Origin of the sequence: Litorisediminicola beolgyonensis (genome assembly GCF_042679605.1) — a bacterium.
GTDB classification, from domain to species: domain Bacteria; phylum Pseudomonadota; class Alphaproteobacteria; order Rhodobacterales; family Rhodobacteraceae; genus Litorisediminicola; species Litorisediminicola beolgyonensis.
Genome location: NZ_JBHTMU010000002.1, coordinates 42,886 through 64,123, shown reverse-complemented (window position 1 = coordinate 64,123; position 21,238 = coordinate 42,886). Strand labels below are relative to the sequence as shown.

Below are 21,238 nucleotides of genomic sequence, written 5' to 3'. Positions count from 1 at the left end.
CGCCAAGGTGTTCTGCGACGTGCCCGGCTTCTGCATGCTCGGCGCCAAGTCACAAGACACACCCGGAGGAGACCCGACAATGCCCGGCTACAATCACCTGTTCATTCCCGGCCCGACCAACGTCCCCGAGAAGGTCCGCATGGCCATGAACGTGTCCATGCAGGACATGCGCGCCCCGGACTTTCCAGAGCTCACCAAGCCGCTCTTCGAGAAGGTCGCCAAGGTCTTCCGCAACACCACCGGCCGCGTCTTCCTCTATCCCTCCTCCGGCACGGGTGCCTGGGAATCGGCGATCCAGAACACGCTGAAGCCCGGCGACAAGGTGCTGATGAGCCGCTTCGGCCAGTTCTCGCATCTCTGGGCCGACATGGCGGCGCGGCTGGGCCTCGATGTCGATCTCATCGAGTGCGAATGGGGCGAGGGCGTCCCGGTCGAGAAATATGCCGAGAAGCTCAAGGCCGACACCGGCCACGAGTACAAGGCCGTCTTTGCCACCCATAACGAGACCGCGACCGGCGTCACCTCGGACATCAAGGGCGTGCGCGACGCGCTCGACGCCGCCGGTCACCCGGCGCTCCTGATGGTCGACGGCGTGTCCTCGATCGGCTCGATCGCCTTCGACCAGGACGCCTGGGGCGTCGACTGCGCGGTCTCCGGGTCGCAGAAGGGCTTCATGCTGCCCGCGGGTCTCGGCATCCTGTCGGTGTCGGGCAAGGCGCTGGAGGCCAACAAGGACGCGGGCTTCGGCCGCTGCTTCTTCGCCTGGGCGGACCAGATCGCCAATAACGATAACGGCTATTTCCCCTACACCCCGGCGACCCAGCTCCTGCGGGGGCTCGACGTGAGCTGCGACATGCTTCTGGAGGAAGGGCTCGAGAACATCTGGGCGCGGCACAACCGCCTGGCCACCGGCGTGCGCAAGGCGGTCGAGGCCTGGGGTCTTCGGGTCTGCGCGGCCGATCCGAAATGGTATTCCGACACCGTCAGCGCCATCGTCGTTCCCGAGGAGCACGACGCCCGCCACGTGATCGCGCGGGCCTACGAGCAATACAACACCTCGCTCGGCACCGGTCTCGCCAAGGTCATGGGCAAGGTCTTCCGGATCGGCCACCTGGGCTGGATGAACGAGGGCATGGTCACCACCGCGGTCTCGGTCGCCGAGATGTCGATGATCGATGTCGGCTTCAAGATCGAGCCCGGCACCGGGATCGGCGCCACCATCCGCCATTTCACCGACACCGCCAGCCAGAGCGCCGCGAAGGCGGCCTGAGCCGCCCCTCGCCCTCGACACATCCTGACAAGACGGAAAGACTTCCCTTATGAGCCACATGGTTTACGGCACCCGCAAGAGCCGCCTTCAGCGCTCGACGCTCGCGGTCCCGGCGTCCAACCCCGAGATGGTCGAAAAGGCCTGCAAGTCCGAGGCGGATGTCGTCTTCCTCGATCTCGAGGACGCGGTCGCGCCGAATGACAAGGAACAGGCCCGCAAGAACGCGATCCAGCTTCTGAACGATCTCGACTGGGCGGGCCACAACAAGGTCACGAGCGTCCGGATCAACGGGCTCGACACCCATTACATGTATCGCGACGTGGTCGACGTGGTCGAACAGGCAGGCGACAAGCTCGACATCGTGCTGATCCCCAAGGTGGGCACGCCCTCGGATGTCTACATGGTCGAGGCGATGCTCAACCAGATCGAGATGGCCAAGGGCTTCTCCCGCAAGATCGGCATCGAGGCGCTGATCGAGACGCCGCTCGGCATGGCCAATGTCGAGGCGATCGCCGCCATGCCTTCGCGGCTCGAGGCGATGCATTTCGGCGTCGCCGACTACGCCGCCTTCCACAAGGCGCGCACGGTCAATATCGGCGGTCTCAACCCGAACTACCCGGGCGACCAGTGGCATGCCGCGCTCAGCCGCATGACCACCGCCTGCCGCGCCTACGGCATCCGTCCGATCGACGGGCCGTTCGGCGATTTCTCCGATCCCGACGGTTTCCGCGACGCCTGCAAGCGCGGCGCGGCGCTGGGCATCGAGGGCAAATGGGCGATCCACCCGAGCCAGATCGCGCTCGCCAACGAGGAATACTCGCCCACCGAGGCCGAGGTCACCCGCGCCGAGCGTATCCTCGAGGCGCTGAAAGAGGCCGCCGCGCAGGGCAAGGGCGCGGCCAGCCTCGACGGCAAGATGATCGACGCGGCCTCCGAGAAGATGGCCAAGAACGTGCTGGCCGTTCAGGACGAACTCAAGAAGCGCGCGGCGTAAGGGAGGAACCGATGGATATCCATGAATACCAGGCCAAGGAGCTCTTGGCGACGCAGGGCATCCGCATGCCGCGGGGCGGGCTGGCCTACAGCCCTGAGCAGGCGGCCTACCGCGCCGCGGAGATCGGCGGAGAGGCGTGGGTCGTGAAGGCCCAGATCCATTCCGGCGCCCGCGGCAAGGCCGGGGGCATCATCCTCTGCCGGAGCGAGAAGGAGGTCGAGGAGGCCGCCGAGAAGCTTCTGGGCCGCAAGCTCGTCACCCACCAGACCGGCCCGTCCGGCAAGCTGGTGAACCGGCTCTATATCGAGGAGACCGTCGATATCGAGCGCGAAATCTACCTGGGCTTCGTGCTCGACCGCAAGTTCGAGCGGATCATGATCGTCGCCTCCAGCCAGGGCGGCATGGAGATCGAGGAGATCGCCGAGAAGGAGCCCGACAGCCTCGTGCGCTGCGTGGTCGATCCCGGCGTCGGCATGCTCGAGTTCCAGGCCCGCGAGATCGCCTTCGGTCTGGGGCTCGAGGGCAAGCTGATCGGCAAGGCGGTGCAGACCATCCTCGGCTGCTACCGGGTGTTCCGCGACTACGATGCGGGCATGCTCGAGATCAATCCGCTGGTGGTGGCGCGCGACGACATCTTCGCGCTCGACTGCAAGATGAGCTTCGACGAGAACGCCATCTTTCGCCGCCCTGAAATCAGCGAACTCCGCGACAAGAGCCAGGAAGACCCGCGCGAGACCTTCGCCTCCGATCGCGGCCTGTCCTATGTCGGGCTCGACGGAAATATCGGCTGCATCATCAACGGCGCAGGTCTTGCCATGGCGACGATGGACATGATCAAGATCGCCGGCGGAGACCCTGCGAACTTCCTCGATATCGGCGGCGGCGCCAGCCCCGAGCGGGTCGCCAAGAGCTTCCGCGCCGTTCTCCAGGACGAGAAGGTCGAGGTCATCCTCGTGAACATCTTCGCGGGCATCAACCGCTGCGACTGGGTCGCCGAGGGCGTCGTCAAGGCGCTCCAGGAGGTCGGCGTGAACGTGCCCCTGGTGGTGCGGCTCTCCGGAACCAAGGTCGAGGAAGGCAAGGCGATCCTCGCCCAGAAAGCCCCCGACGTCATCGTCGCCGACACGCTCAAAGAGGCCGCCGAACACGCGGTCGCCGAGTGGAAGAAATCCGGCAAGGCCGCGGCCTGAGAGGAGGAGGACCCATGTCCATTCTGTTGAACAAGGATACCAAGGTGCTCGTGCAGGGCTTCACCGGCAAGATCGGCACCTTCCACGCCCAGGAAATGATCGAGTACGGCACCAACGTCGTCGGCGGCGTCACCCCCGGCAAGGGCGGCGGCACGCATCTCGAAAAGCCCGTCTTCAATACCGTGAAAGGCGCCGTGAAAGAGACCGGGGCCGAGGCCTCCATCGTCTTCGTCCCGCCGCCCTTCGCCGCGGATTCGATCATGGAAGCGGCCGATGCGGGCATCAAGTATTGCGTCTGCATCACCGACGGCATTCCCGCCCAGGACATGATGCGCGTGAAGCGCTACATGCGCCGCTACAAGAAAGAGGACCGGATGATCCTCACCGGTCCGAACTGCGCCGGGACGATCACCCCGGGCGAGGCGATGATGGGGATCATGCCGGGCTCGATCTACATGCCCGGCCGCGTCGGCATCGTCGGGCGTTCGGGCACGCTCGGCTACGAGGCGGCGAGCCAGATGAAGTCGCGCGGCATCGGGGTCTCGACCTCGATCGGCATCGGCGGCGACCCGATCAACGGGTTCTCCTTCCGCGACGTGCTCGAGCTTTTCAACGACGATCCCGACACCGACGCCGTCGTGATGATCGGCGAGATCGGCGGCCCGCAGGAGGCCGAGGCCGCGCATTGGGCGCGCGAGCACATGAAGAAGCCGCTCATGGCCTATGTCGCCGGTCTCTCGGCGCCCAAGGGCAAGCGCATGGGCCATGCGGGCGCTATCGTGTCGGCTTTCGGCGAAAGCGCGCAGGAAAAGGTCGAGATCATTCGCGAAGCCGGGCATACCATCGTTCCGAACCCGGCTGCCTTTGGCGAAACCGTCGAGGCGGTCATGACTGGCAAGAAGGTGGCTGCCTGATATGGCGAAGAAGACAATCCTGATCACGCGGAAATGGCCCGAGGCGGTCGAGAAGCGTCTGTCCGAGACCTATGACGCGACGCTCAACGAAACCGACACGCCGATGACGACCGAAGAGATCGGCGCGGCGCTGAACGAATACGACGCGGTCTGCCCGACCGTGTCCGACAAGCTTCCGGCGTCGATCTTCAGCGGCAATCACCGGGCGCAGATCCTCGGAAATTTCGGTGTCGGTTTCAATCATATCGACATCGAGGCGGCCAAGGCCGCGGGGCTGACGGTGACCAACACCCCGCATGTGCTGACGGACTGCACCGCGGACACCGCGATCACGCTGATGCTCATGCTGGCCCGCCGCGCGGGCGAGGGCGAACGCGAGCTGCGCTCGGGCAACTGGACCGGCTGGCGGCCCACCCACATGATGGGCACCCGTCTGCGCGACAAGACGCTCGGGATCGTCGGCATGGGTCGGATCGGCATAGCCACCGCGAAGCGGGCGCAGGCGGCCTTCGGGATGAAGGTTGTGTATTACAATCTCGTTGACGTGCCGGACGCTGCGTTGGAGGGGATCGAGGCCACCCGTCTCGACACCATCGAGGCGGTTCTCGAGGCGGCGGACGTGGTGTCCCTGCATGTGCCCGGCGGCGGCGACAACACCCATCTGATGAATGCCGAGCGGCTGGCGCTGATCGGTCCCCGCGGCATGCTGATCAACACCGCCCGGGGCGACGTGATCGACCAGGAGGCCCTGATCGCGGCGCTTCAGTCGGGCAAGATCGCGGGCGCCGGTCTCGACGTGTTCGAGGGCGAGCCCAAGGTGCCTCAGGCCTTGATCGAGATGGAGAATGTCGTGCTCCTGCCGCATCTGGGCTCGGCCACGACCGAGACGCGCGAGGACATGGGCAAGATGGTCGCCGACAATCTCGACGCGTTCTTTGCCGGACAGGATGTTCCGAACCCGGTGACCTGACACCGGGTTTCGCGAACGGCGACGCGCCGCCGGGTCCCTCCCACCCGGCGGCGCTATATTTTTGGGATGGGCTCAGGCCTGGGTCGGCACCTCCACAAGCCCGATCCCGTAAGCGCCCTGATCCGGGTCCTGCACGATCCGGCGGGTCTTGAGGCGCGCGTCCGCTTCGAGCTTGTCCCAGAAGGGCGCGACATCGATCGAGGGGTCGTCCTCGTTCGGAAGGATGTCATGGAGCCCCGCGATCCCGCCGGGACGCAGGAGCGGCGTGTAGAGTTCGTAATCGGTCTTCACCCCGGCATAGGAGTGGTCCGCGTCGATGAAGATCAGATCCGCCGGTCCACCGAGCGCATCGCGGACCCGGTCGCGGGTGTCGGGATCATGCGAATTGCCGCGCAGGAGATGCAGCGTCTGCCCGGGAAGCGCGAAATCCTGGTAGAACGGCATCTTCCACTTGGGATAGCCGCCGCCGTTGCGGCCATAGGGCAGGTCGACACTGACGATGGTCGCGTCGGGCGCGGCGAAGCGGCAGAGCAGCATCAGCGTGCCGCCCCGAGCCGTGCCGATCTCGACCAGCCGCTTGGGGCGGGTCTCGGCGACGACCTCGATCAGACCGGCCAACTCGTCGAGAAGCTGCATCGGGCGAATGGCCCGGCCGATCGAGCCCTCCAGCACGGCCTCTGCCGCATCGCGCGGATCGGACGGCAGCTCGCCCGCTGCCAGCGCGTCCTGGGTCGCGGTCATGTAGTAGCGATCCTGTGCGTTGTGGGCGGTCAGCCAAGCGGTGGTCGCGGCCTTGGTCACTGTCGGATACCGGCGATCCCGTTCCCAGGTGCGGACTTGTTGCTTCATCATATGCAGCACGGCGCGTCTCCCACTTTTGTCTTGGGGAGCGTCCACTGGAAGAAGGGCCAAAAATGGAAGCGATCATGGTCGTTTTGGGGCGGAGCCGCCAATCGAACTGCGCGCTGTGGGGGAAGAGCCAGTACGAGGCAGGGTCACCAGTTGACAGCTGTCAACCCTGAGATGAGTGCCGCCGCTTGGGCGGCACTCGTGCGGTCATTCGGAGACGATCTTCGGCGCGCCCGTCGCCATGTCGGTGGCCCTGTAGGTCTTCTTGGCCTCCTTCCAGGCGCCGAAGCCGCCGTCGAGATCGGCGATCACGTCGAACCCGGCCTCGAGCGCGAGCTTGGCCATCTTCTCGGACCGGAGCCCGCCGGCGCAGTGCAGGACGATGCGCTTGCCGTCCTGGGTGGGCAGCTTCTTCGGGTCGAAGAAGGCCAGCGGCATGTTAAGCGCGCCGGGGATCGCCTCGAACCCGTATTCAAGCGGCATCCGCACGTCGATCAGCACGATCTCGTTGGCCTCGAGCGCGCTGGCGACCTCGTCGACGCTCCAGCGTTCGAAGGTCTTTCCGTTCACATCCACGGTTTTCATGACTGAGCCTTTCAGAACCGGTTGGCAGGTATCTTGAAATAAGCGCGCCCGTCGCTCTCGGGTTCCGGAAGCCGTCCGCCCCTGAGGTTGACCTGCAGCGCGTGCAGCATCCGGTCGGGCAGGTCGAGCGTGGCGTCGCGCTCGTCGCGGATCTTGCGGAACGCCTCTTTCGAGGTACCGCCGCCGAGATGCTTGTTGTGGGCCTTGTGCTCGGCCACGGTCGCTTCCCAGGCCGGATCGGTGCGCTCGCCCACGGGCGGATAATCGTGGCCAACGAAGAGCCGCGTCTCCTCGGGCAGGTCGAGGATCGCCATCAGGCTGTCGTAGAGCTCGGCCGAGGAGCCGCCGGGGAAGTCGGCGCGGGAGGTGCCGCTGTCCACATGCATGAAGGTATCGTGTACGAAGGCCGCGTCGCCCGCGACATAGGTGATCGAGCCCAGCGTGTGACCCGGAGAGAGCATCACCCGGACATCGATCTCGCCGACCTTGAAGGTCTCGCCCTCGGCGAAGAGCCGGTCGAAATTCTTGTCGGCATCGAAAGCGTCGGGAAGGTTGTAGATCTCGCGCCAGAGCACGGCGATGTCGCGCACCTTCTCGCCGATGGCGTTGGGCGCGCCGGTCTGCTCTTTCAGCCAGGCCGAGGCCATCATGTGATCGGCATGGGGATGGGTGTCGAGGACCCATGTGACGCTCAGGCCCTGGTCGCGCACGAAGTCGAGGACCTCCTGGGCGCTGTCGGTGCGGGTCCGGCCATGCGCCGGGTCGAAATCGAGGACGATGTCGATCAGCGCGGCCTCCTTGGTCGCCGGATCGGCGAGCACATACATGATCGAGCCGCTGGCCTCGTCGTAGAACCCGGTCACTTCGGGGCTGCCGGGGCCGGTGGAGGGGCTGGTCTTGGTAAACATCGGGACGCTCCGTGGTTCGGAATTTTGTATTCAAATAATGGAATATGATGGCGCGTCAAGGGCTCGGGTGAAAGAGCGAAAAGACACCGGCTGGACGGTGAGGATTTCACTTGGACGACTCGCGCCGTGCCTGCTAGGTCTTGTGGCATGACCACACACAGCCGCAATATCGGGGCCGAAGGCCGACCCGTGATCCGCCAGCTCGACGAGGCGGCGATCAATCGTATCGCCGCGGGCGAGGTGGTCGAGCGGCCTGCCTCGGCGGTCAAGGAACTGGTCGAGAACGCTATCGACGCGGGCGCGCGCCGTGTCACGGTCGAGATCGCGCATGGCGGCAAGACGCTGATCCGGGTCATCGATGACGGCTGCGGTATGGCGCCCGAGGACCTGCCTCTGGCGCTGTCGCGGCACGCCACCTCGAAGATCGACGGCAGCGATCTTCTGAACATCCACAGCTTCGGTTTCCGGGGCGAGGCGCTGCCGTCCCTGGGGGCCGTCGGGCGCCTGACGATCCAGAGCCGGGCGGCCGGGTTCGACGGGGTCGAGATCGCCGTCGCGGGCGGGCGCATGAGCGAGGTGAAGCCCGCCGCGCTGCGCCCCGGCACCATCGTCACGCTGCGCGATCTCTTCTTCGCCACGCCCGCGCGGCTCAAGTTCATGCGCTCGGACCGGGCCGAGACCCAGGCCGTGGGCGAGGTGATCCGGCGGCTGGCGATGGCGGAGCCGTCGGTGGGGTTCACGCTGCGCGATGTCTCGGGGGGCGGCGAGGGGCGCGTGACCTTCCGCGCCGATGCGGTGAGCGGCGATCTCTTCGATGCGCTGCGCGCGCGGCTGGCGCAGGTGCTGGGCGCCGAGTTTACCGAGAACGCCTGCCGGATCGACGCCGAGCGCGAGGGCGTGCGGCTGACCGGCTACGCGGCGCTGCCGACCTATTCGCGCGGCTCGAGCGTGGCGCAGCATCTCTTCGTCAAAGGACGTCCGGTGCGCGACAAGCTCTTTCTCGGGGCGCTGCGGGGAGCCTACCAGGATTTCCTCAGCCGCGACCGGCACCCGGCGGTGGCGCTGTTTCTCGACTGTGATCCCGAGCGGGTCGATGTGAACGTGCATCCGGCGAAAAGCGAGGTGCGGTTCCGCGATGCGGGTGCGGTGCGCGGGCTCATCGTCACGGCGCTGCGCCACGCGCTGGCCGAGGCCGGGCACCGCGCGTCGAGCACCGTGTCGCAGGCGGCGCTGGGCGCGATGCGGCCCGAGCCGTCGGGGCCACCGCGCGTCTACCAGATGGACCGGCCGTCGCCGGGCGCGCGGGCGGCGTCCTATGCCGCGCAGGCCCCGGGCTTTGCCGAGATGGCGCCGACCTGGTCGGGGCGCGTGGTCGAGGATGTCGCCGAGGCCGAGGAACCCGGTCCGCAGCCCGAGGCGCTGCCGCTTGGTGCGGCGCGGGGGCAGGTGCATGAGAACTACATCATCGCACAGACGGCGGACGGGATCGTCATCGTAGACCAGCACGCGGCGCATGAGCGGCTGGTCTACGAGAAGCTGAAGGCGCAGATGGCCGAGCGTGGCGTTCCGGCGCAGGCGCTGTTGATCCCGGAAATCGTCGAACTCTCGGCGGATGATCTGGGCCGCGTGCTCGAGGCGTCCGACGACCTGGCGCGGATGGGGCTGGTGATCGAGCCCTTCGGCGGCAGCGCGGTCGCGGTGCGCGAGACGCCCGCGATCCTGGGCGAGGTCAATGCCGAGCGGCTCCTGCGCGACGTGCTGGACGAGCTGTCGGAGGGCGAGAGCTCGGGGCTCGTGCAGGAGAAGATCGAGGCGATCCTGAGCCGCGTCGCCTGTCACGGCTCGATCCGCTCGGGGCGCCGGATGCGCGGCGAGGAGATGAACGCGCTTCTGCGCGAGATGGAGGCGGTGCCGCATTCTGGGCAGTGCAACCACGGGCGGCCCACTTACGTGGAGTTGAAGCTGTCGGATATCGAGCGGCTGTTCGGGCGGACATGATCGAGATCGGCTCACTGACACTGGATCTGTCGGATCCGTTGACGCAGGCCGCGCTGGCGGCGCTGGGCGTCGTTCTGCTGATCGTGATCCTCTTGATCGCGAGCCTCCGGGCCGCGGCGCGGGGGGCGCGGACCACGGCGCTTCTGGAGGATTACCTCGCGCGACTTGGTGCGGATGTGCAGGGGCTTGGGCAGGGGCAGACGCAGCTTGCGGGCTCGCTCCAGACCGTGTCGGAGACGAGCGCGCATGCGCAGATGCAGATCCTCCAGACCGTCGAGACCCGCATGGCCGAGACGCAGCGCCAGATGGCGGAGCGGCTGGCGGTCGGCCAGACCCAGATGACCGAGCATCTCGGCGTGGTTCAGGGGCAGGTTGCGGACCGGCTTGGACTGGTGCAGGGGCAGATGGCCGACCGGCTGGCGCAGGTGCAGCGGCAGATGGAAGAGCGCCTGACCGAGGTGCAGAAGCAGATGTCCGAGCGGCTGTCGGACGGGCAGCTGAAGCAGGCCCGCTCGATCACCGATCTGCAGGAGCAGGTGAAGGAGGTGCTTTCGGGGCACTCGCAGAAGACCGCGACCTCGCTCACGCAGCTCGAGGAGCGGCTCGCGGTGATCGACAAGGCGCAGGACAATATCACCAAGCTTTCGGGCGACGTGCTGTCGCTGCAGGACATCCTGTCGAACAAGCAGCGGCGGGGGATGTTCGGAGAGATCCAGCTGACCGATATCGTGTCGAAGGCGCTGCCCTCGGACAGCTACGCGCTGCAATACACACTGTCGAACGGCAAGCGCGCGGACTGCCTGATCCACCTTCCCAACCCGCCGGGACCGATCGTGATCGACGCGAAATTCCCGCTCGAGGCCTACGAGGCGCTGGCCGCGGCCGAGACCGAGGCCGACCGGGCGCGGGCGCTGCGGGACCTCGCCACGGCGGTCCGCGGGCATTTCCGGGCGATCTCGGAGAAATACATCATCGAGGGCGAGACCGCGGATTCGGCGCTGATGTTCCTGCCCTCCGAGGCGGTCTATGCCGAGCTGCACGCGCGGCTTCCGCAAGTGGTGCGCGAGGGCTTCGCCTCGCGGGTCTGGATCGTGTCGCCGACGACCTGCATGGCGACGCTGAACACGATGCGGGCGATCCTCAAGGATGCGCGGATGCGCGAGCAGGCCGGGGCGATCCGCAAGGCGCTGAAGCAGCTCCATCGAGACGTGCAGATCGTCTCCGAGCGGGCGGGCAAGCTCGAAACCCATCTCAGGCAGGCCGGAGAGGATGTCTCGGGCATCCTGACGGCGGCCGGACGTGCCGAAAAGCGGGCCGACAGGCTCGACAATTTCGATTTCGAGGAACTTGCCGCGGACCCGCCGCAGGCGGTGCCCGAGGTCTCGGTCGCCGAATAACTCCTTTCCGTCATTGCATGAAAGCGGGCAGGCTTCGGGCTTGCCACATCGGATGCGCGCGCCAGATACTGGAGTGTGACACAAAAACCGCCCCGCAGGGGAGAGCGGCGGGGGTTGAGACGGAGGAGACGTGCCATGCCGGGATACATGGAGTTCCCGGAAAACTCATTCAGCGCTGAACGAGTTTTCCGCCCAGGCTTGCACAAAACGCATAACATCTTTGCGTTGCGTTGACTTCTGCGCAACGGAACGGCGTGATATCCGCAGGTCGCGGTGCGCCCGGCCAATCGCTTGGTATTGGTCGTTTAACGCTAAACTAAAACGGTGCGCGTGACGCGCCGCGGACGAGGGAGAGGTCACATAAAATGAAAGACCAAAACGACATCGATCCTGTCGAATCGAAGGAATGGCAGGAGGCGATCGAGGACGTGATCATGCGCGACGGTCCGAACCGCGCGCATTTTCTGCTCGACAAGGCGGTGCAGCAGGCCCGCGCCGCGGGCGCGATGCTGCCCTTCTCGGCGACGACGCCCTACCAGAACACGATCTCTCCCGACGATGAGGTCGATCTGCCCGGCGACACCGAGATGGAATGGCGCATTCGCACCATCAACCGCTGGAACGCGATGGCGACCGTCGTGCGCGCGAACAAGGCCACCGACGGGATCGGCGGCCATATCGCGTCCTTCGCGTCGTCGGCCGCGCTCTACGATGTCGGTCTGAACCATTTCTGGCGCTCGCGCTCGACCATGCATGGCGGTGACCTGGTGTTCTTCCAGGGCCATGTCGTCCCGGGCATCTACGCGCGCTCCTTCATGGAGGGCCGCCTGAGCGCCGACGAGCTGACCGCGTTCCGCCACGAGGTCGAGGGCAAAGGCCTGTCCTCCTATCCGCACCCCTGGCTGATGCCGGATTACTGGCAGTTCCCGACCGTCTCGATGGGTCTCGGACCGATGTTCGCGATCTACCAGGCGCGGTTCATGAAATACCTGCACAACCGCGGGATCATCGACGCGGGCGACCGCAAGGTGTGGGCCTTCCTCGGCGATGGCGAGATGGACGAGCCCGAAAGCCTCGGCGCGATCTCCCTTGCGGCACGCGAGGGGCTCGACAACCTGATCTTCGTGGTGAACTGCAACCTGCAGCGTCTCGACGGTCCGGTGCGCGGCAACTCGAAGATCGTGCAGGAGCTCGAAGGCGCGTTCCGCGGCACCGGCTGGGACGTGATCAAGCTGCTCTGGGGCCGGGGCTGGGACGATCTGCTCGAGCGCGACGTCTCGGGCAAGCTGCGCCAGCTGATGGACGAGACCATCGACGGCGACTACCAGACCTTCAAGTCGAAGAACGGCGCCTATATCCGCGAGCATTTCTTCGGGAAATACCCCGAGACCGCGGATCTGGTGAAGGACTGGACCGACGACGAGATCTGGGCGCTGCGCCGCGGCGGCCACGATCCGAAGAAGGTCTACAACGCCTTCCTGCGCGCCTCGAAGGCCGATGGCCAGCCGACCTGTATCCTCGTCAAGACGGTGAAGGGTTACGGCATGGGCTCGGCGGGCGAGGGTCTCAACATCGCCCACCAGTCGAAGAAGATGCAGGTCGACCAGCTCAAGCAGATGCGCGACCGCTTCCGCATCCCGATCGAGGACAAGGATCTCGAGAAGGAAGTGCCGCTCGTCACGCTGAACAATGCCCAGAAGGCGTATCTCAGCGAGCGCCGCAAGGAGCTGGGCGGATCGTTCCCGGTGCGTCACCACAAGGTCGACAAGCTCGAGATTCCCGCGCTCGACAAATTCAAGAAGGAGCTCGAGAGCTCGGGCGACCGCGAGTTCTCGTCGACCATGGCCTTCGTGCGCATCCTCACCACGCTCCTGCGCGACAAGCAGATCGGCAAGCGCGTCGTTCCGATCGTCCCGGACGAGAGCCGGACCTTCGGCATGGAGGGCCTGTTCCGGTCGGTGGGTATCTACAACCCGCTCGGGCAGAACTACACGCCCGAGGACAAAGAACAGATGATGTTCTACAAGGAGTCCAAGGACGGCCAGGTGCTTCAGGAAGGCATCAACGAGGCCGGGTCGATGGCCGACTGGCTTGCTGCCGCGACGGCCTACTCGACCCACGGCGAGCCGATGATCCCGTTCTACATCTTCTACTCGATGTTCGGGTTCCAGCGGATCGGCGACATGGCCTGGGCGGCGGGCGACAGCCGGGCGCGGGGCTTCCTTCTGGGCGGCACCGCCGGACGGACCACGCTGAACGGCGAGGGTCTCCAGCACGAGGACGGGCACAGCCACATCATCTCGTCGACCGTGCCGAACTGCATCAGCTACGACCCGACCTTCAGCTACGAGGTGGCGGTGATCGTGCAGAACGGCCTGCAGCGGATGTTCGTCGATCAGGAGGATGTCTACTACTACATCACCCTGATGAACGAGAACTACCAGCACCCGGCGATGCCCACGGGCGCCGAGGAGGGGATCATCAAGGGTCTCTACCGGATGCAGAAGACCTCGAAGCCGGGCAAGAAGCACGTCAACCTGATGGGATCGGGCACGATCCTGATGCAGGCGATCAAGGCGGCCGAGATGCTGAAGGAAGATTTCGGCGTCACCTCGGACATCTGGTCGGCCACGAGCTTTACCGAACTGGCCCGCGACGGTCAGGACGCGCTCCGGCACAACCGCCTGAACCCGATGGGCGAGGAGCGGGTTCCTTACGTCACCGAGGTGATGCAGGGGGCCAAGGGTCCGGTGATCGCGGCGACGGACTACATGAAGACCTTCGCCGAACAGATCCGGGCCTTCGTTCCGAACCGCTACACCGTGCTCGGCACCGACGGGTTCGGACGCTCCGACAGCCGCGAGAACCTGCGGCGCTTCTTCGAAGTGGATGCCAACCACATCGCCGCCGCGGCGGTCGTGGACCTCTGGAAAGAGGGTGTGCTGACCGAGAAGGACGTCGAGAAGGCGCTCAAGAAATACGAGATTGACGGCGGCAAGCCGAACCCGCGCGTGAGCTGAAGACGGGACACGAGGAGACAGAAGAGATGACTACCGAAGTTAAAGTTCCCGATATCGGCGATTTCAGCGATGTGCCGGTGATCTCCGTGCTCGTCAGCGTCGGCGACACCATCGCCGAGGAAGATCCGCTGATCGAGCTGGAAAGCGACAAGGCGACGATGGAAGTTCCGTCGAGCCATGCGGGCACCGTCAAGGAGATCAAGGTCTCCGAAGGCGACAGCGTGTCCGAGGGCGACGTGATCCTGATCATCGAGGCCGATGGCGCCGGCGGCGGCTCGGACGAGGCGCCGAAGGAGGAGAAGAAGGAAGAGCCCAAGGCGGAAGAGCCGAAGGAAGAGCCCAAGTCCCAGCCCGCGCAAAGCTCGGGCGGAGGATCGGGCGCGGTCACGGACGCGGGCTTCTCGAAGGTCCATGCGAGCCCGTCGGTGCGTGCCTTCGCCCGCCGGGTCGAGGTCGACCTCGCCACAGTGAACGGATCGGGCCGCAAGGGCCGCATCCTGCGCGAGGACGTCGAGAAAGCGCTCAAGGGCCAGGCCGCTCCGGCTGGCGCGGGCGGTGGTGCCGCGGCGCAGGGTGGCATGGGCATTCCGCCGATCCCGCCGCAGGACTTCTCCAAGTTCGGTCCGGTCGAGGACGTGGACATGCCGCGGATCAAGAAGATCTCCGGCCCCGCGCTGCACCGGTCCTGGCTCAACATCCCGCATGTGACCAACCACGAGGATGCGGACATCACCGAGCTCGACAAGTACCGCAAGGAGCTCGACACCCAGGCCAAGGAAGAGGGCTACCGCGTCACGCTCCTGTCCTTCGTGATCAAGGCCTGCGTCGGTGCGCTGAAGAAGCACTGGGAGTTCAACTCGTCGATCCATCCCGATGGCGACAAGCTGATCAAGAAGAGCTTCTACAATATCGGCTTCGCCGCCGACACGCCGAACGGCCTGATGGTTCCGGTGATCAAGGATTGCGACCGCAAGGGCATCGTCGAGATCTCCAAGGACCTGATGGAGCTCTCTGCCGCCGCGCGCGATGGCAAGCTCAAGGGCGACGACATGAAGGGCGCGACCTTCACCATCTCGTCGCTCGGCGGGATCGGGGGCACCAGCTTCACGCCCATCGTGAACGCGCCCGAAGTGGCGATCCTCGGCCTGTCGCGGTCGTCGATGAAGCCGGTGTGGAACGGCTCGGAATTCGAGCCGCGCAACATCCTGCCGATGTCGCTCTCCTACGATCACCGGGCGATCGACGGCGCGCTTGCCGCGCGGTTCAACGCTCACCTGAAATACCTGCTGGCCGATGCGCGCCGGCTGATGCTGTAAAGGAGACCGAGACATGGATGTCAAAGTCCCCGATATCGGCGATTTCTCGGACGTGCCCGTCATCTCGGTGCTCGTCTCGGTCGGCGACACCATCGCCGAGGAAGATCCGCTGATCGAACTGGAAAGCGACAAGGCCACGATGGAGGTGCCGTCCTCTGCCGCGGGCAAGGTCACCGAGATCAAGGTCAAGGAAGGCGATACCGTCTCGGAAGGCGACGTGATCCTGGTGATCGAGGCCGCGGACGATGCGGGCGAGGCCAAGGATGACGCGCCCAAGGAAGAAGCCAAGAAAGACGACACCCCGGCGCCCAAAGCGGCGGAAGGGTCGAAGGCGGGCTCGGGCGATTACCATGGCGAGGTCGTGGTCCTGGGCTCCGGTCCGGGCGGTTACACCGCCGCCTTCCGCGCCGCCGATCTCGGCAAGAAGGTGATCCTGATCGAGAAATATTCGACGCTGGGTGGGGTCTGCCTGAACGTCGGATGTATCCCGTCGAAAGCGCTCCTGCACGCGTCCAAGGTCATCACCGAGACCGAGGAGATGAGCGAGCACGGCATCAGCTTCGGCAAGCCCAAGGTCGATGCCGACGGTCTGCGCGAGTGGAAGAACTCGGTCGTCGGCAAGCTGACCGGCGGCCTCGCTGGCATGGCCAAGCAGCGCAAGGTCACGGTGGTCGAGGGCTATGGCCGCTTCACCGGCGCCAACTCGATCGAGGTCGAGACCGGCGACGGCACCAAGACCGTGACCTTCGATCAGTGCATCATCGCGGTGGGCTCGGTTCCGGTGGAATTGCCCTTCGTGCCGCATGACGACGACCGGGTGGTGGATTCCACCGGCGCGCTCGAACTGAACCCGATCCCCAAGAAGATGTGCGTCTTGGGCGGCGGGATCATCGGCTTCGAGATGGCGACGGTCTACGATGCGCTCGGCGCCGAGGTGACGGTCATCGAGATGATGGACCAGATCCTGCCCGGGGCGGACAAGGACATCGTCAAGCCGCTGCAGAAGCGGATGGAGGGGCGTCTGACCATCCATCTGAAATCCAAGGTGACCGAGGTGAAGGCCCAGAAGAACGGGCTCAAGGTCACCTGGGAGGACGACAAGGGCGAAAGCCAGAGCCAGGTCTTCGACAAGATGCTCGTGTCGGTCGGGCGCACGCCCAACGGCAAGAAGATCGACGCCGACAAGGCCGGGGTGAAGGTGACCGATCGCGGCTTCATCGAGGTCGACGAGTTCCAGAAGACTAACGTGCCGCATATCTTCGCCATCGGCGACGTGGTGGGTCAGCCGATGCTGGCGCACAAGGCGGTGCACGAGGGCAAGGTCGCGGCGGAAGTGGCCGCGGGCGAGAAGCGCGCCTTCGATGCGCGGGTGATCCCCTCGGTCGCCTATACCGATCCCGAGGTCGCGTGGTGCGGTGTCACCGAGGCGCAGGCCAGGGAGAAGGGTCTGAAGATCGAGAAGGGGGTGTTCCCCTGGGCCGCATCCGGCCGGGCGCTGTCGAACGGGCGCTCGGAAGGGATGACCAAGCTGATCTTCGATCCCGAGGACGACCGGGTGATCGGCGGGGCCATCGTCGGCACCAATGCGGGCGACCTGATCTCGGAAGTGGCGCTGGCCATCGAGATGGGGGCGGATGCGGTCGATCTCGGCCACACGATTCACCCGCATCCGACATTGTCTGAGACGGTGAACTTCGCCGCCGAGATGTTCGAGGGCACGATCACCGATCTCGTGCCGCCGAAGAAGAAAAAGAAGTGATCGCGGAACCGGGGCGTCTACGGAGCGCCCCGGTTTCCGAACCGGAAACCGCGCGAAATCCGGTTCGGATTTCGTGCGGATTTTCATTTGAAAATCCGCCTGCGCCGCGCTTTCGCGACGGCTCCGGGCGTGGCAAGCTCGCCGGATGGGCCGCCCCTTCGATCCGCACCTTCTGCTGACTGCGCCGCTGATGGCCGTGCTCTCGACCGTCTCCGAGACGGGCGCGCCGCGGAACGCGCCGGTCTGGTATGCCTGGGAGGAGGACGCGCTCTGGATGCTCAGCCATGACGGCGCAAGCTCGCTCCGCCGGATCGCGGCCAACGCAGAGGTCTCTGTCGAGATCCTCGACTATGACAACGGCGCGGGCCGGTTGCGTCACTTGGGCCTGCGCGGCCAAGCCGAGATCCATCCCATGGACCCCCCGTTCTTCCGTCGTCTCCTCGCCCGGTATCTCGGGCCCGAGCCGACCTGGAACCGCTGGTTCATCGAGACCGTGGCCCGGATCGACGACCCGGACGGGCGGCTGATCCGGCTCGTGCCGTCGAGCGTCTTCACCAATGACGTGTCCCATTTCCGGACGGGCCCGGCCTTTGCCACCGGCGAAGACGGGTAGTGGGCTGTCCTTTTGCCGCGTTGCTCGACCGCCCCCGCGCTTTAACTCTCTGGGCGGACAGGGCTCATCGGATGTTACAAACTGCTCACGAGGTCGTTTGAGACTTTTGACTGTCGCGCTCCGTGTCTGCCCCATATCAGCGCTTGTCACATACCCGGAGACCGCACCACATGCCTTTCGAGCCCCTCACGTCTGGACCCCGCAGCATTGCCGTCGTGGGAGGCGGTATTTCGGGTCTGGGCGCTGCGCATTACCTGGCCGACGATCACCGCGTGACACTCTTCGAGGCCGAGCCGCGTCTCGGTGGCCATGCCCGGACGGTGATGGCCGGGAAGACCGGCGATCAGCCGGTGGATACCGGCTTCATCGTGTTCAACTACGCCAACTACCCGCAGCTCGCGAAGATGTTCGCGCGGCTCGACGTGCCGGTGGTGCCCTCGGACATGAGCTTCTCCGCGAGCCTGCGCGGGGGCGAGATGGAATACGGGCTGAAGACGCTCGGCGCGCTCTTCGCGCAGAAGCGCAACATGCTCAATCCGCGGTTCCTGGGCATGGTGCGGGACATCTTCAAGTTCAACGCCAAGGCCGTCGACCAGGCGCGCGACCGCACCCAGTCCTTGGGCGATTTCCTGACCGCGATGCGGATGGGCGACTGGTTCCGCGACTATTACCTTCTGCCGCTCTCGGGCGCGATCTGGTCCACGCCGGTCGAGAAGATCCTCGATTTTCCCGCCTGGGCGCTGATCCAGTTCTTCGAGAACCACGCGCTTCTGCACCATTCCGGGCAGCACCAGTGGCACACGGTCAAGGGCGGCTCGGTGCAGTATGTCGAGCGGCTCGTGGCCGATCTCGCGCGGCGGGGCGCGGTGCTGCACACCCATGCGCCGGTCGATGCGATCCGTCGACTGCCCGAGGGCGGGGTCGAACTGAAGCGGCGCGGCGGATGCTGGGAGCGGTTCGACGACGTGATCCTCGCCACCCATTCCGATGACAGCCTTGCGCTCCTTGCCGATCCCTCGCCGCAGGAGGCGCGGAGCCTGAGCGGGGTGCGATACCAGCCCAACCGCATCGTCCTGCATGCCGACGAGCGGATGATGCCGCGCCGCCGGGTCTGCTGGTCGTCGTGGAACTACACCGAGGACCGGGTGCGGGCGATGAACTCCATCGATCTGACCTACTGGATGAACTGCCTCCAGCCGATCCCCGAGGACGATCCGATGTTCGTGACGCTGAACTCCACCCGTCCGATCCGCGAGGAGCTGATCTATGACGAGGTCACGCTGCGCCATCCGGTCTACGATCTCGAGGCGCTGACCGCGCAGGAGGAGATGCGGGCGCTGAACGGCGCGCGCAACACCTGGTATTGCGGCGCCTGGATGAAGAACGGCTTCCACGAGGACGGGCTGTCGAGCGCGCTCGACGTGGCCGAGGCCATCGCGTCGCGGGACCGGGTGGTCGCGGCTGCATGAGCGGCGTCGAGCATATCGAGGGCTGGACCTGGCACGGGCGGAAGGGCGCGATCCGGAACACGTTCCGCTACCGGGTCGACTACCTCCTGCTCGATCCCGAGAGCGACGCGGGCGCTCCGCTGTTCGCGCGGAACCGGCGCGGCATCCTGAGCCTGCAGGACCGCGATCACGGCGGCCCGCCGGGGCAGGGGCGCGGGGCGGCCTGGGCGCGCGAGGTGCTCGCCGCGCATCAGCTGCGCGCCGACGGGGCGCTTCTGCTTCTGGCGCAGCCGCGGGTCTGGGGCCATGTCTTCAACCCGGTCAGCTTCTGGCTCGCCCATGATGGCGACGGCGCCCTGGTCGCGGTCATCGCCGAGGTCACCAACACCTTCGGCGACCGCCATTCCTACCTCGCCGCGCGCGCCGACGGCGCGCCGATCACGCCCGAGGATCGTCTCGGCGCGCAGAAGATCTTCCATGTCTCGCCGTTCCAGCCGGTGGCGGGCGATTACGGCTTCAATTTCGACATCCGCCCGGACCGGATCTCGATCCGGATCGATTTCGGAGCGGGCGAGGACGGGGTGGTGGCGACGCTGACGGGGCCTCGGCGGCCCTTGTCGATGGGCTCGGCGCTCCGCGCGCTGGCGCGGCGGCCCTTCGGGTCGCGGCGGGTGCTGGCGCTGATCCACTGGCAGGCGCTGAAGCTCTGGTGGAAAGGCGCGCAATACCGCATCCGACCCGAGCCCCCGGCGCACGACGTCTCGCGATGAGCGCGCGCCCGGCGCATCTCGGCGGATACGCGGCCTTCGCCGCCGTGCTCTCTGCCGCCGGGCTGCCCATTTATATCCACGCACCGAAATTCTACGCCGACAGCTACGGTGTCGGACTGGCGGCACTGGGATCGGTGCTGTTCGGGCTGAGGCTTCTCGATCTCGTGCAGGATCCGGCTTTCGGCTGGCTGACGGAGCGGCTTCGCGCGGTGCGGGGGATCGCGGTCGGCGTCGCGGTCGCGGTCATGGCGCTCGGCATGATCGGGCTGTTCGCGGTCACACCGCCCGTGGCGCCGATCCTGTGGTTCGCGCTGACGCTGACGGCGGTGTTCTCGGCCTTCTCCTTTCTGACGATCACCTTCTATGCGCGCGGCGTTGCCAAGGCCGAGACGCTGGGAGAAGCCGGGCATCTCAAGCTGGCGCGCTGGCGCGAGACGGGGGGGCTTCTGGGGGTCTGCGTCGCGGCGGTGCTGCCAACGGCCTTTGCCGCGCTGGCGCTGCCCGAGTTCGCGGGCTTCGCGCTGGTCTTCGCGCTGGCCTGCGTCACGGCCTGGGCGCTGATGCGCCGGGAATGGGCGGGGGATGTGAGCCTCGGGCGGGCGGGCTTCAAGGTGGTCCTGTCGGACCGAATCACGCGGCGGTTGCTTCTGGTCGCTCTGGCCAATGCCGCACCGGTCGCGGTGACCTCGACGCTCTTTCTGTTCTTCGTCGACGCGCGGCTCGATGCGCCGGGATGGGAGGGGCCGTTCCTGCTCCTGTTCTTCCTCGCCGCCGCCGCCGCAGCGCCGGGATGGGGGCACCTGGCCGAGCGGGTGGGGCCGAAACGGGCGCTCCTGATGGGCATGGTGCTGTCGATCGCGGCCTTTTCCGGAGCCTTGGCGCTGGGTTCGGGCGATGTCTGGTGGTTCGCGCTGGTCTGCGTCGCCTCGGGTGCGGCGCTCGGGGCGGACATGACGCTGTTGCCTGCGATCTTCGCGGAGCGGATGGAGAAGATCGCGCCGTCGGGGTCCGAGGGATTTTCCCTTTGGTCATTCGCCCAGAAGTTTACGCTGGCTTTTGCTGCGGTTGCACTACTTCCCCTGTTGGAAGCGGCGGGCTTCCGCACGGCTGGTGAGAATTCGGCGCGAGCGCTCTGGGCGTTGTCCCTGCTCTACGCGTTGGTCCCTTGTTTTCTCAAGCTGGCGGCTCTGGCCCTGTTGGCGCGCACGGAGCTGGAAGGGTCTTGAGATGAGCATGC

Annotated in this window: 17 protein-coding genes; 14 read left to right on the top strand and 3 right to left on the bottom strand. The window is 66.1% G+C overall.

Annotated elements, in window-relative coordinates:
* Positions 1-79: 79 nt before the first annotated feature.
* From ACFQ4E_RS01845 to ACFQ4E_RS01825, 5 genes are read left to right on the top strand one after another with little or no spacing between them, the layout of a single operon-like run.
* Positions 80-1,270, top strand: a complete 1,191-nt coding sequence (locus ACFQ4E_RS01845) for an aminotransferase class V-fold PLP-dependent enzyme (RefSeq protein ID WP_386801212.1) — start codon at positions 80-82, stop codon at positions 1,268-1,270.
* A gap of 49 nt (positions 1,271-1,319) precedes the next feature.
* Positions 1,320-2,264 (top strand): HpcH/HpaI aldolase/citrate lyase family protein, encoded by a 945-nt coding sequence (locus ACFQ4E_RS01840; RefSeq protein ID WP_386801211.1) that lies wholly within the window; start codon positions 1,320-1,322, stop codon positions 2,262-2,264.
* A gap of 11 nt (positions 2,265-2,275) precedes the next feature.
* Positions 2,276-3,454, top strand: coding sequence for a malate--CoA ligase subunit beta (locus tag ACFQ4E_RS01835; protein ID WP_386801210.1), 1,179 nt, complete (start codon positions 2,276-2,278; stop codon positions 3,452-3,454).
* Between the two features lie 14 nt (positions 3,455-3,468).
* Positions 3,469-4,368, top strand: coding sequence for a succinate--CoA ligase subunit alpha (gene sucD, locus ACFQ4E_RS01830; protein WP_386801209.1), 900 nt, complete (start codon positions 3,469-3,471; stop codon positions 4,366-4,368).
* Between the two features lies 1 nt (position 4,369).
* Positions 4,370-5,338, top strand: coding sequence for a 2-hydroxyacid dehydrogenase (locus tag ACFQ4E_RS01825; RefSeq protein ID WP_386801208.1), 969 nt, complete (start codon positions 4,370-4,372; stop codon positions 5,336-5,338).
* Positions 5,339-5,410: 72 nt separating this feature from the next.
* Here ACFQ4E_RS01825 and ACFQ4E_RS01820 read toward each other — a convergent pair whose 3' ends face one another.
* The 3 genes from ACFQ4E_RS01820 to ACFQ4E_RS01810 form a co-directional block, all read right to left on the bottom strand.
* Positions 5,411-6,190: a class I SAM-dependent methyltransferase gene (locus ACFQ4E_RS01820; protein ID WP_386801297.1), complete on the bottom strand. Its 780-nt coding sequence runs from the start codon at positions 6,188-6,190 to the stop codon at positions 5,411-5,413.
* A 204-nt stretch (positions 6,191-6,394) separates the two neighbouring features.
* Positions 6,395-6,772: a rhodanese-like domain-containing protein gene (locus tag ACFQ4E_RS01815; RefSeq protein WP_386801207.1), complete on the bottom strand. Its 378-nt coding sequence runs from the start codon at positions 6,770-6,772 to the stop codon at positions 6,395-6,397.
* Between the two features lie 11 nt (positions 6,773-6,783).
* Positions 6,784-7,680, bottom strand: coding sequence for an MBL fold metallo-hydrolase (locus ACFQ4E_RS01810; RefSeq protein ID WP_386801206.1), 897 nt, complete (start codon positions 7,678-7,680; stop codon positions 6,784-6,786).
* A 147-nt stretch (positions 7,681-7,827) separates the two neighbouring features.
* On the opposite strand from ACFQ4E_RS01810, the gene mutL reads away from it, so the two are divergent.
* The 9 genes from mutL to ACFQ4E_RS01765 all read left to right on the top strand — a co-directional run bounded on the left by mutL (position 7,828) and on the right by ACFQ4E_RS01765 (position 21,227).
* Entirely contained in the window at positions 7,828-9,678 is a 1,851-nt protein-coding gene (mutL, locus tag ACFQ4E_RS01805) for a DNA mismatch repair endonuclease MutL (RefSeq protein WP_386801205.1), read from the top strand.
* Positions 9,675-11,075 carry a DNA recombination protein RmuC gene (gene rmuC / locus ACFQ4E_RS01800; RefSeq protein WP_386801204.1) on the top strand — a complete coding sequence of 467 codons (1,401 nt, stop codon included), beginning with the start codon at positions 9,675-9,677 and terminating at the stop codon, positions 11,073-11,075. The genes mutL and rmuC overlap by 4 nt, the downstream gene beginning before the upstream one ends.
* A gap of 365 nt (positions 11,076-11,440) precedes the next feature.
* Positions 11,441-14,095: a pyruvate dehydrogenase (acetyl-transferring), homodimeric type gene (gene aceE, locus ACFQ4E_RS01795; RefSeq protein WP_386801203.1), complete on the top strand. Its 2,655-nt coding sequence runs from the start codon at positions 11,441-11,443 to the stop codon at positions 14,093-14,095.
* Between the two features lie 26 nt (positions 14,096-14,121).
* Entirely contained in the window at positions 14,122-15,411 is a 1,290-nt protein-coding gene (gene aceF / locus ACFQ4E_RS01790; RefSeq protein ID WP_386801202.1) for a dihydrolipoyllysine-residue acetyltransferase, read from the top strand.
* Positions 15,412-15,424: 13 nt separating this feature from the next.
* Positions 15,425-17,170: a dihydrolipoyl dehydrogenase gene (gene lpdA / locus ACFQ4E_RS01785; protein ID WP_386801201.1), complete on the top strand. Its 1,746-nt coding sequence runs from the start codon at positions 15,425-15,427 to the stop codon at positions 17,168-17,170.
* A gap of 145 nt (positions 17,171-17,315) precedes the next feature.
* Positions 17,316-17,783 (top strand): pyridoxamine 5'-phosphate oxidase family protein, encoded by a 468-nt coding sequence (locus ACFQ4E_RS01780; RefSeq protein WP_386801200.1) that lies wholly within the window; start codon positions 17,316-17,318, stop codon positions 17,781-17,783.
* A 170-nt stretch (positions 17,784-17,953) separates the two neighbouring features.
* Entirely contained in the window at positions 17,954-19,252 is a 1,299-nt protein-coding gene (locus tag ACFQ4E_RS01775; RefSeq protein ID WP_386801199.1) for an NAD(P)/FAD-dependent oxidoreductase, read from the top strand.
* Positions 19,249-20,001 (top strand): DUF1365 domain-containing protein, encoded by a 753-nt coding sequence (locus ACFQ4E_RS01770; RefSeq protein ID WP_386801198.1) that lies wholly within the window; start codon positions 19,249-19,251, stop codon positions 19,999-20,001. The genes ACFQ4E_RS01775 and ACFQ4E_RS01770 overlap by 4 nt, the downstream gene beginning before the upstream one ends.
* On the top strand, positions 19,998-21,227 hold the full coding sequence (locus tag ACFQ4E_RS01765) for an MFS transporter (protein WP_386801197.1): 1,230 nt from the start codon (positions 19,998-20,000) through the stop codon (positions 21,225-21,227). The genes ACFQ4E_RS01770 and ACFQ4E_RS01765 overlap by 4 nt, the downstream gene beginning before the upstream one ends.
* Positions 21,228-21,238: the final 11 nt, after the last annotated feature.

What these genes read in the sequence shown, in the direction of transcription:
- ACFQ4E_RS01845 (WP_386801212.1), top strand. Translation starts at nt 80, where the DNA reads ATGCCCGGCTACAATCACCTGTTCATTCCCGGCCCGACCAACGTCCCC.
- ACFQ4E_RS01840 (WP_386801211.1), top strand. Translation starts at nt 1,320, where the DNA reads ATGAGCCACATGGTTTACGGCACCCGCAAGAGCCGCCTTCAGCGCTCG.
- ACFQ4E_RS01835 (WP_386801210.1), top strand. Translation starts at nt 2,276, where the DNA reads ATGGATATCCATGAATACCAGGCCAAGGAGCTCTTGGCGACGCAGGGC.
- sucD (WP_386801209.1), top strand. Translation starts at nt 3,469, where the DNA reads ATGTCCATTCTGTTGAACAAGGATACCAAGGTGCTCGTGCAGGGCTTC.
- ACFQ4E_RS01825 (WP_386801208.1), top strand. Translation starts at nt 4,370, where the DNA reads ATGGCGAAGAAGACAATCCTGATCACGCGGAAATGGCCCGAGGCGGTC.
- ACFQ4E_RS01820 (WP_386801297.1), bottom strand. Translation starts at nt 6,190, where the DNA reads ATGATGAAGCAACAAGTCCGCACCTGGGAACGGGATCGCCGGTATCCG.
- ACFQ4E_RS01815 (WP_386801207.1), bottom strand. Translation starts at nt 6,772, where the DNA reads ATGAAAACCGTGGATGTGAACGGAAAGACCTTCGAACGCTGGAGCGTC.
- ACFQ4E_RS01810 (WP_386801206.1), bottom strand. Translation starts at nt 7,680, where the DNA reads ATGTTTACCAAGACCAGCCCCTCCACCGGCCCCGGCAGCCCCGAAGTG.
- mutL (WP_386801205.1), top strand. Translation starts at nt 7,828, where the DNA reads ATGACCACACACAGCCGCAATATCGGGGCCGAAGGCCGACCCGTGATC.
- rmuC (WP_386801204.1), top strand. Translation starts at nt 9,675, where the DNA reads ATGATCGAGATCGGCTCACTGACACTGGATCTGTCGGATCCGTTGACG.
- aceE (WP_386801203.1), top strand. Translation starts at nt 11,441, where the DNA reads ATGAAAGACCAAAACGACATCGATCCTGTCGAATCGAAGGAATGGCAG.
- aceF (WP_386801202.1), top strand. Translation starts at nt 14,122, where the DNA reads ATGACTACCGAAGTTAAAGTTCCCGATATCGGCGATTTCAGCGATGTG.
- lpdA (WP_386801201.1), top strand. Translation starts at nt 15,425, where the DNA reads ATGGATGTCAAAGTCCCCGATATCGGCGATTTCTCGGACGTGCCCGTC.
- ACFQ4E_RS01780 (WP_386801200.1), top strand. Translation starts at nt 17,316, where the DNA reads ATGGGCCGCCCCTTCGATCCGCACCTTCTGCTGACTGCGCCGCTGATG.
- ACFQ4E_RS01775 (WP_386801199.1), top strand. Translation starts at nt 17,954, where the DNA reads ATGCCTTTCGAGCCCCTCACGTCTGGACCCCGCAGCATTGCCGTCGTG.
- ACFQ4E_RS01770 (WP_386801198.1), top strand. Translation starts at nt 19,249, where the DNA reads ATGAGCGGCGTCGAGCATATCGAGGGCTGGACCTGGCACGGGCGGAAG.
- ACFQ4E_RS01765 (WP_386801197.1), top strand. Translation starts at nt 19,998, where the DNA reads ATGAGCGCGCGCCCGGCGCATCTCGGCGGATACGCGGCCTTCGCCGCC.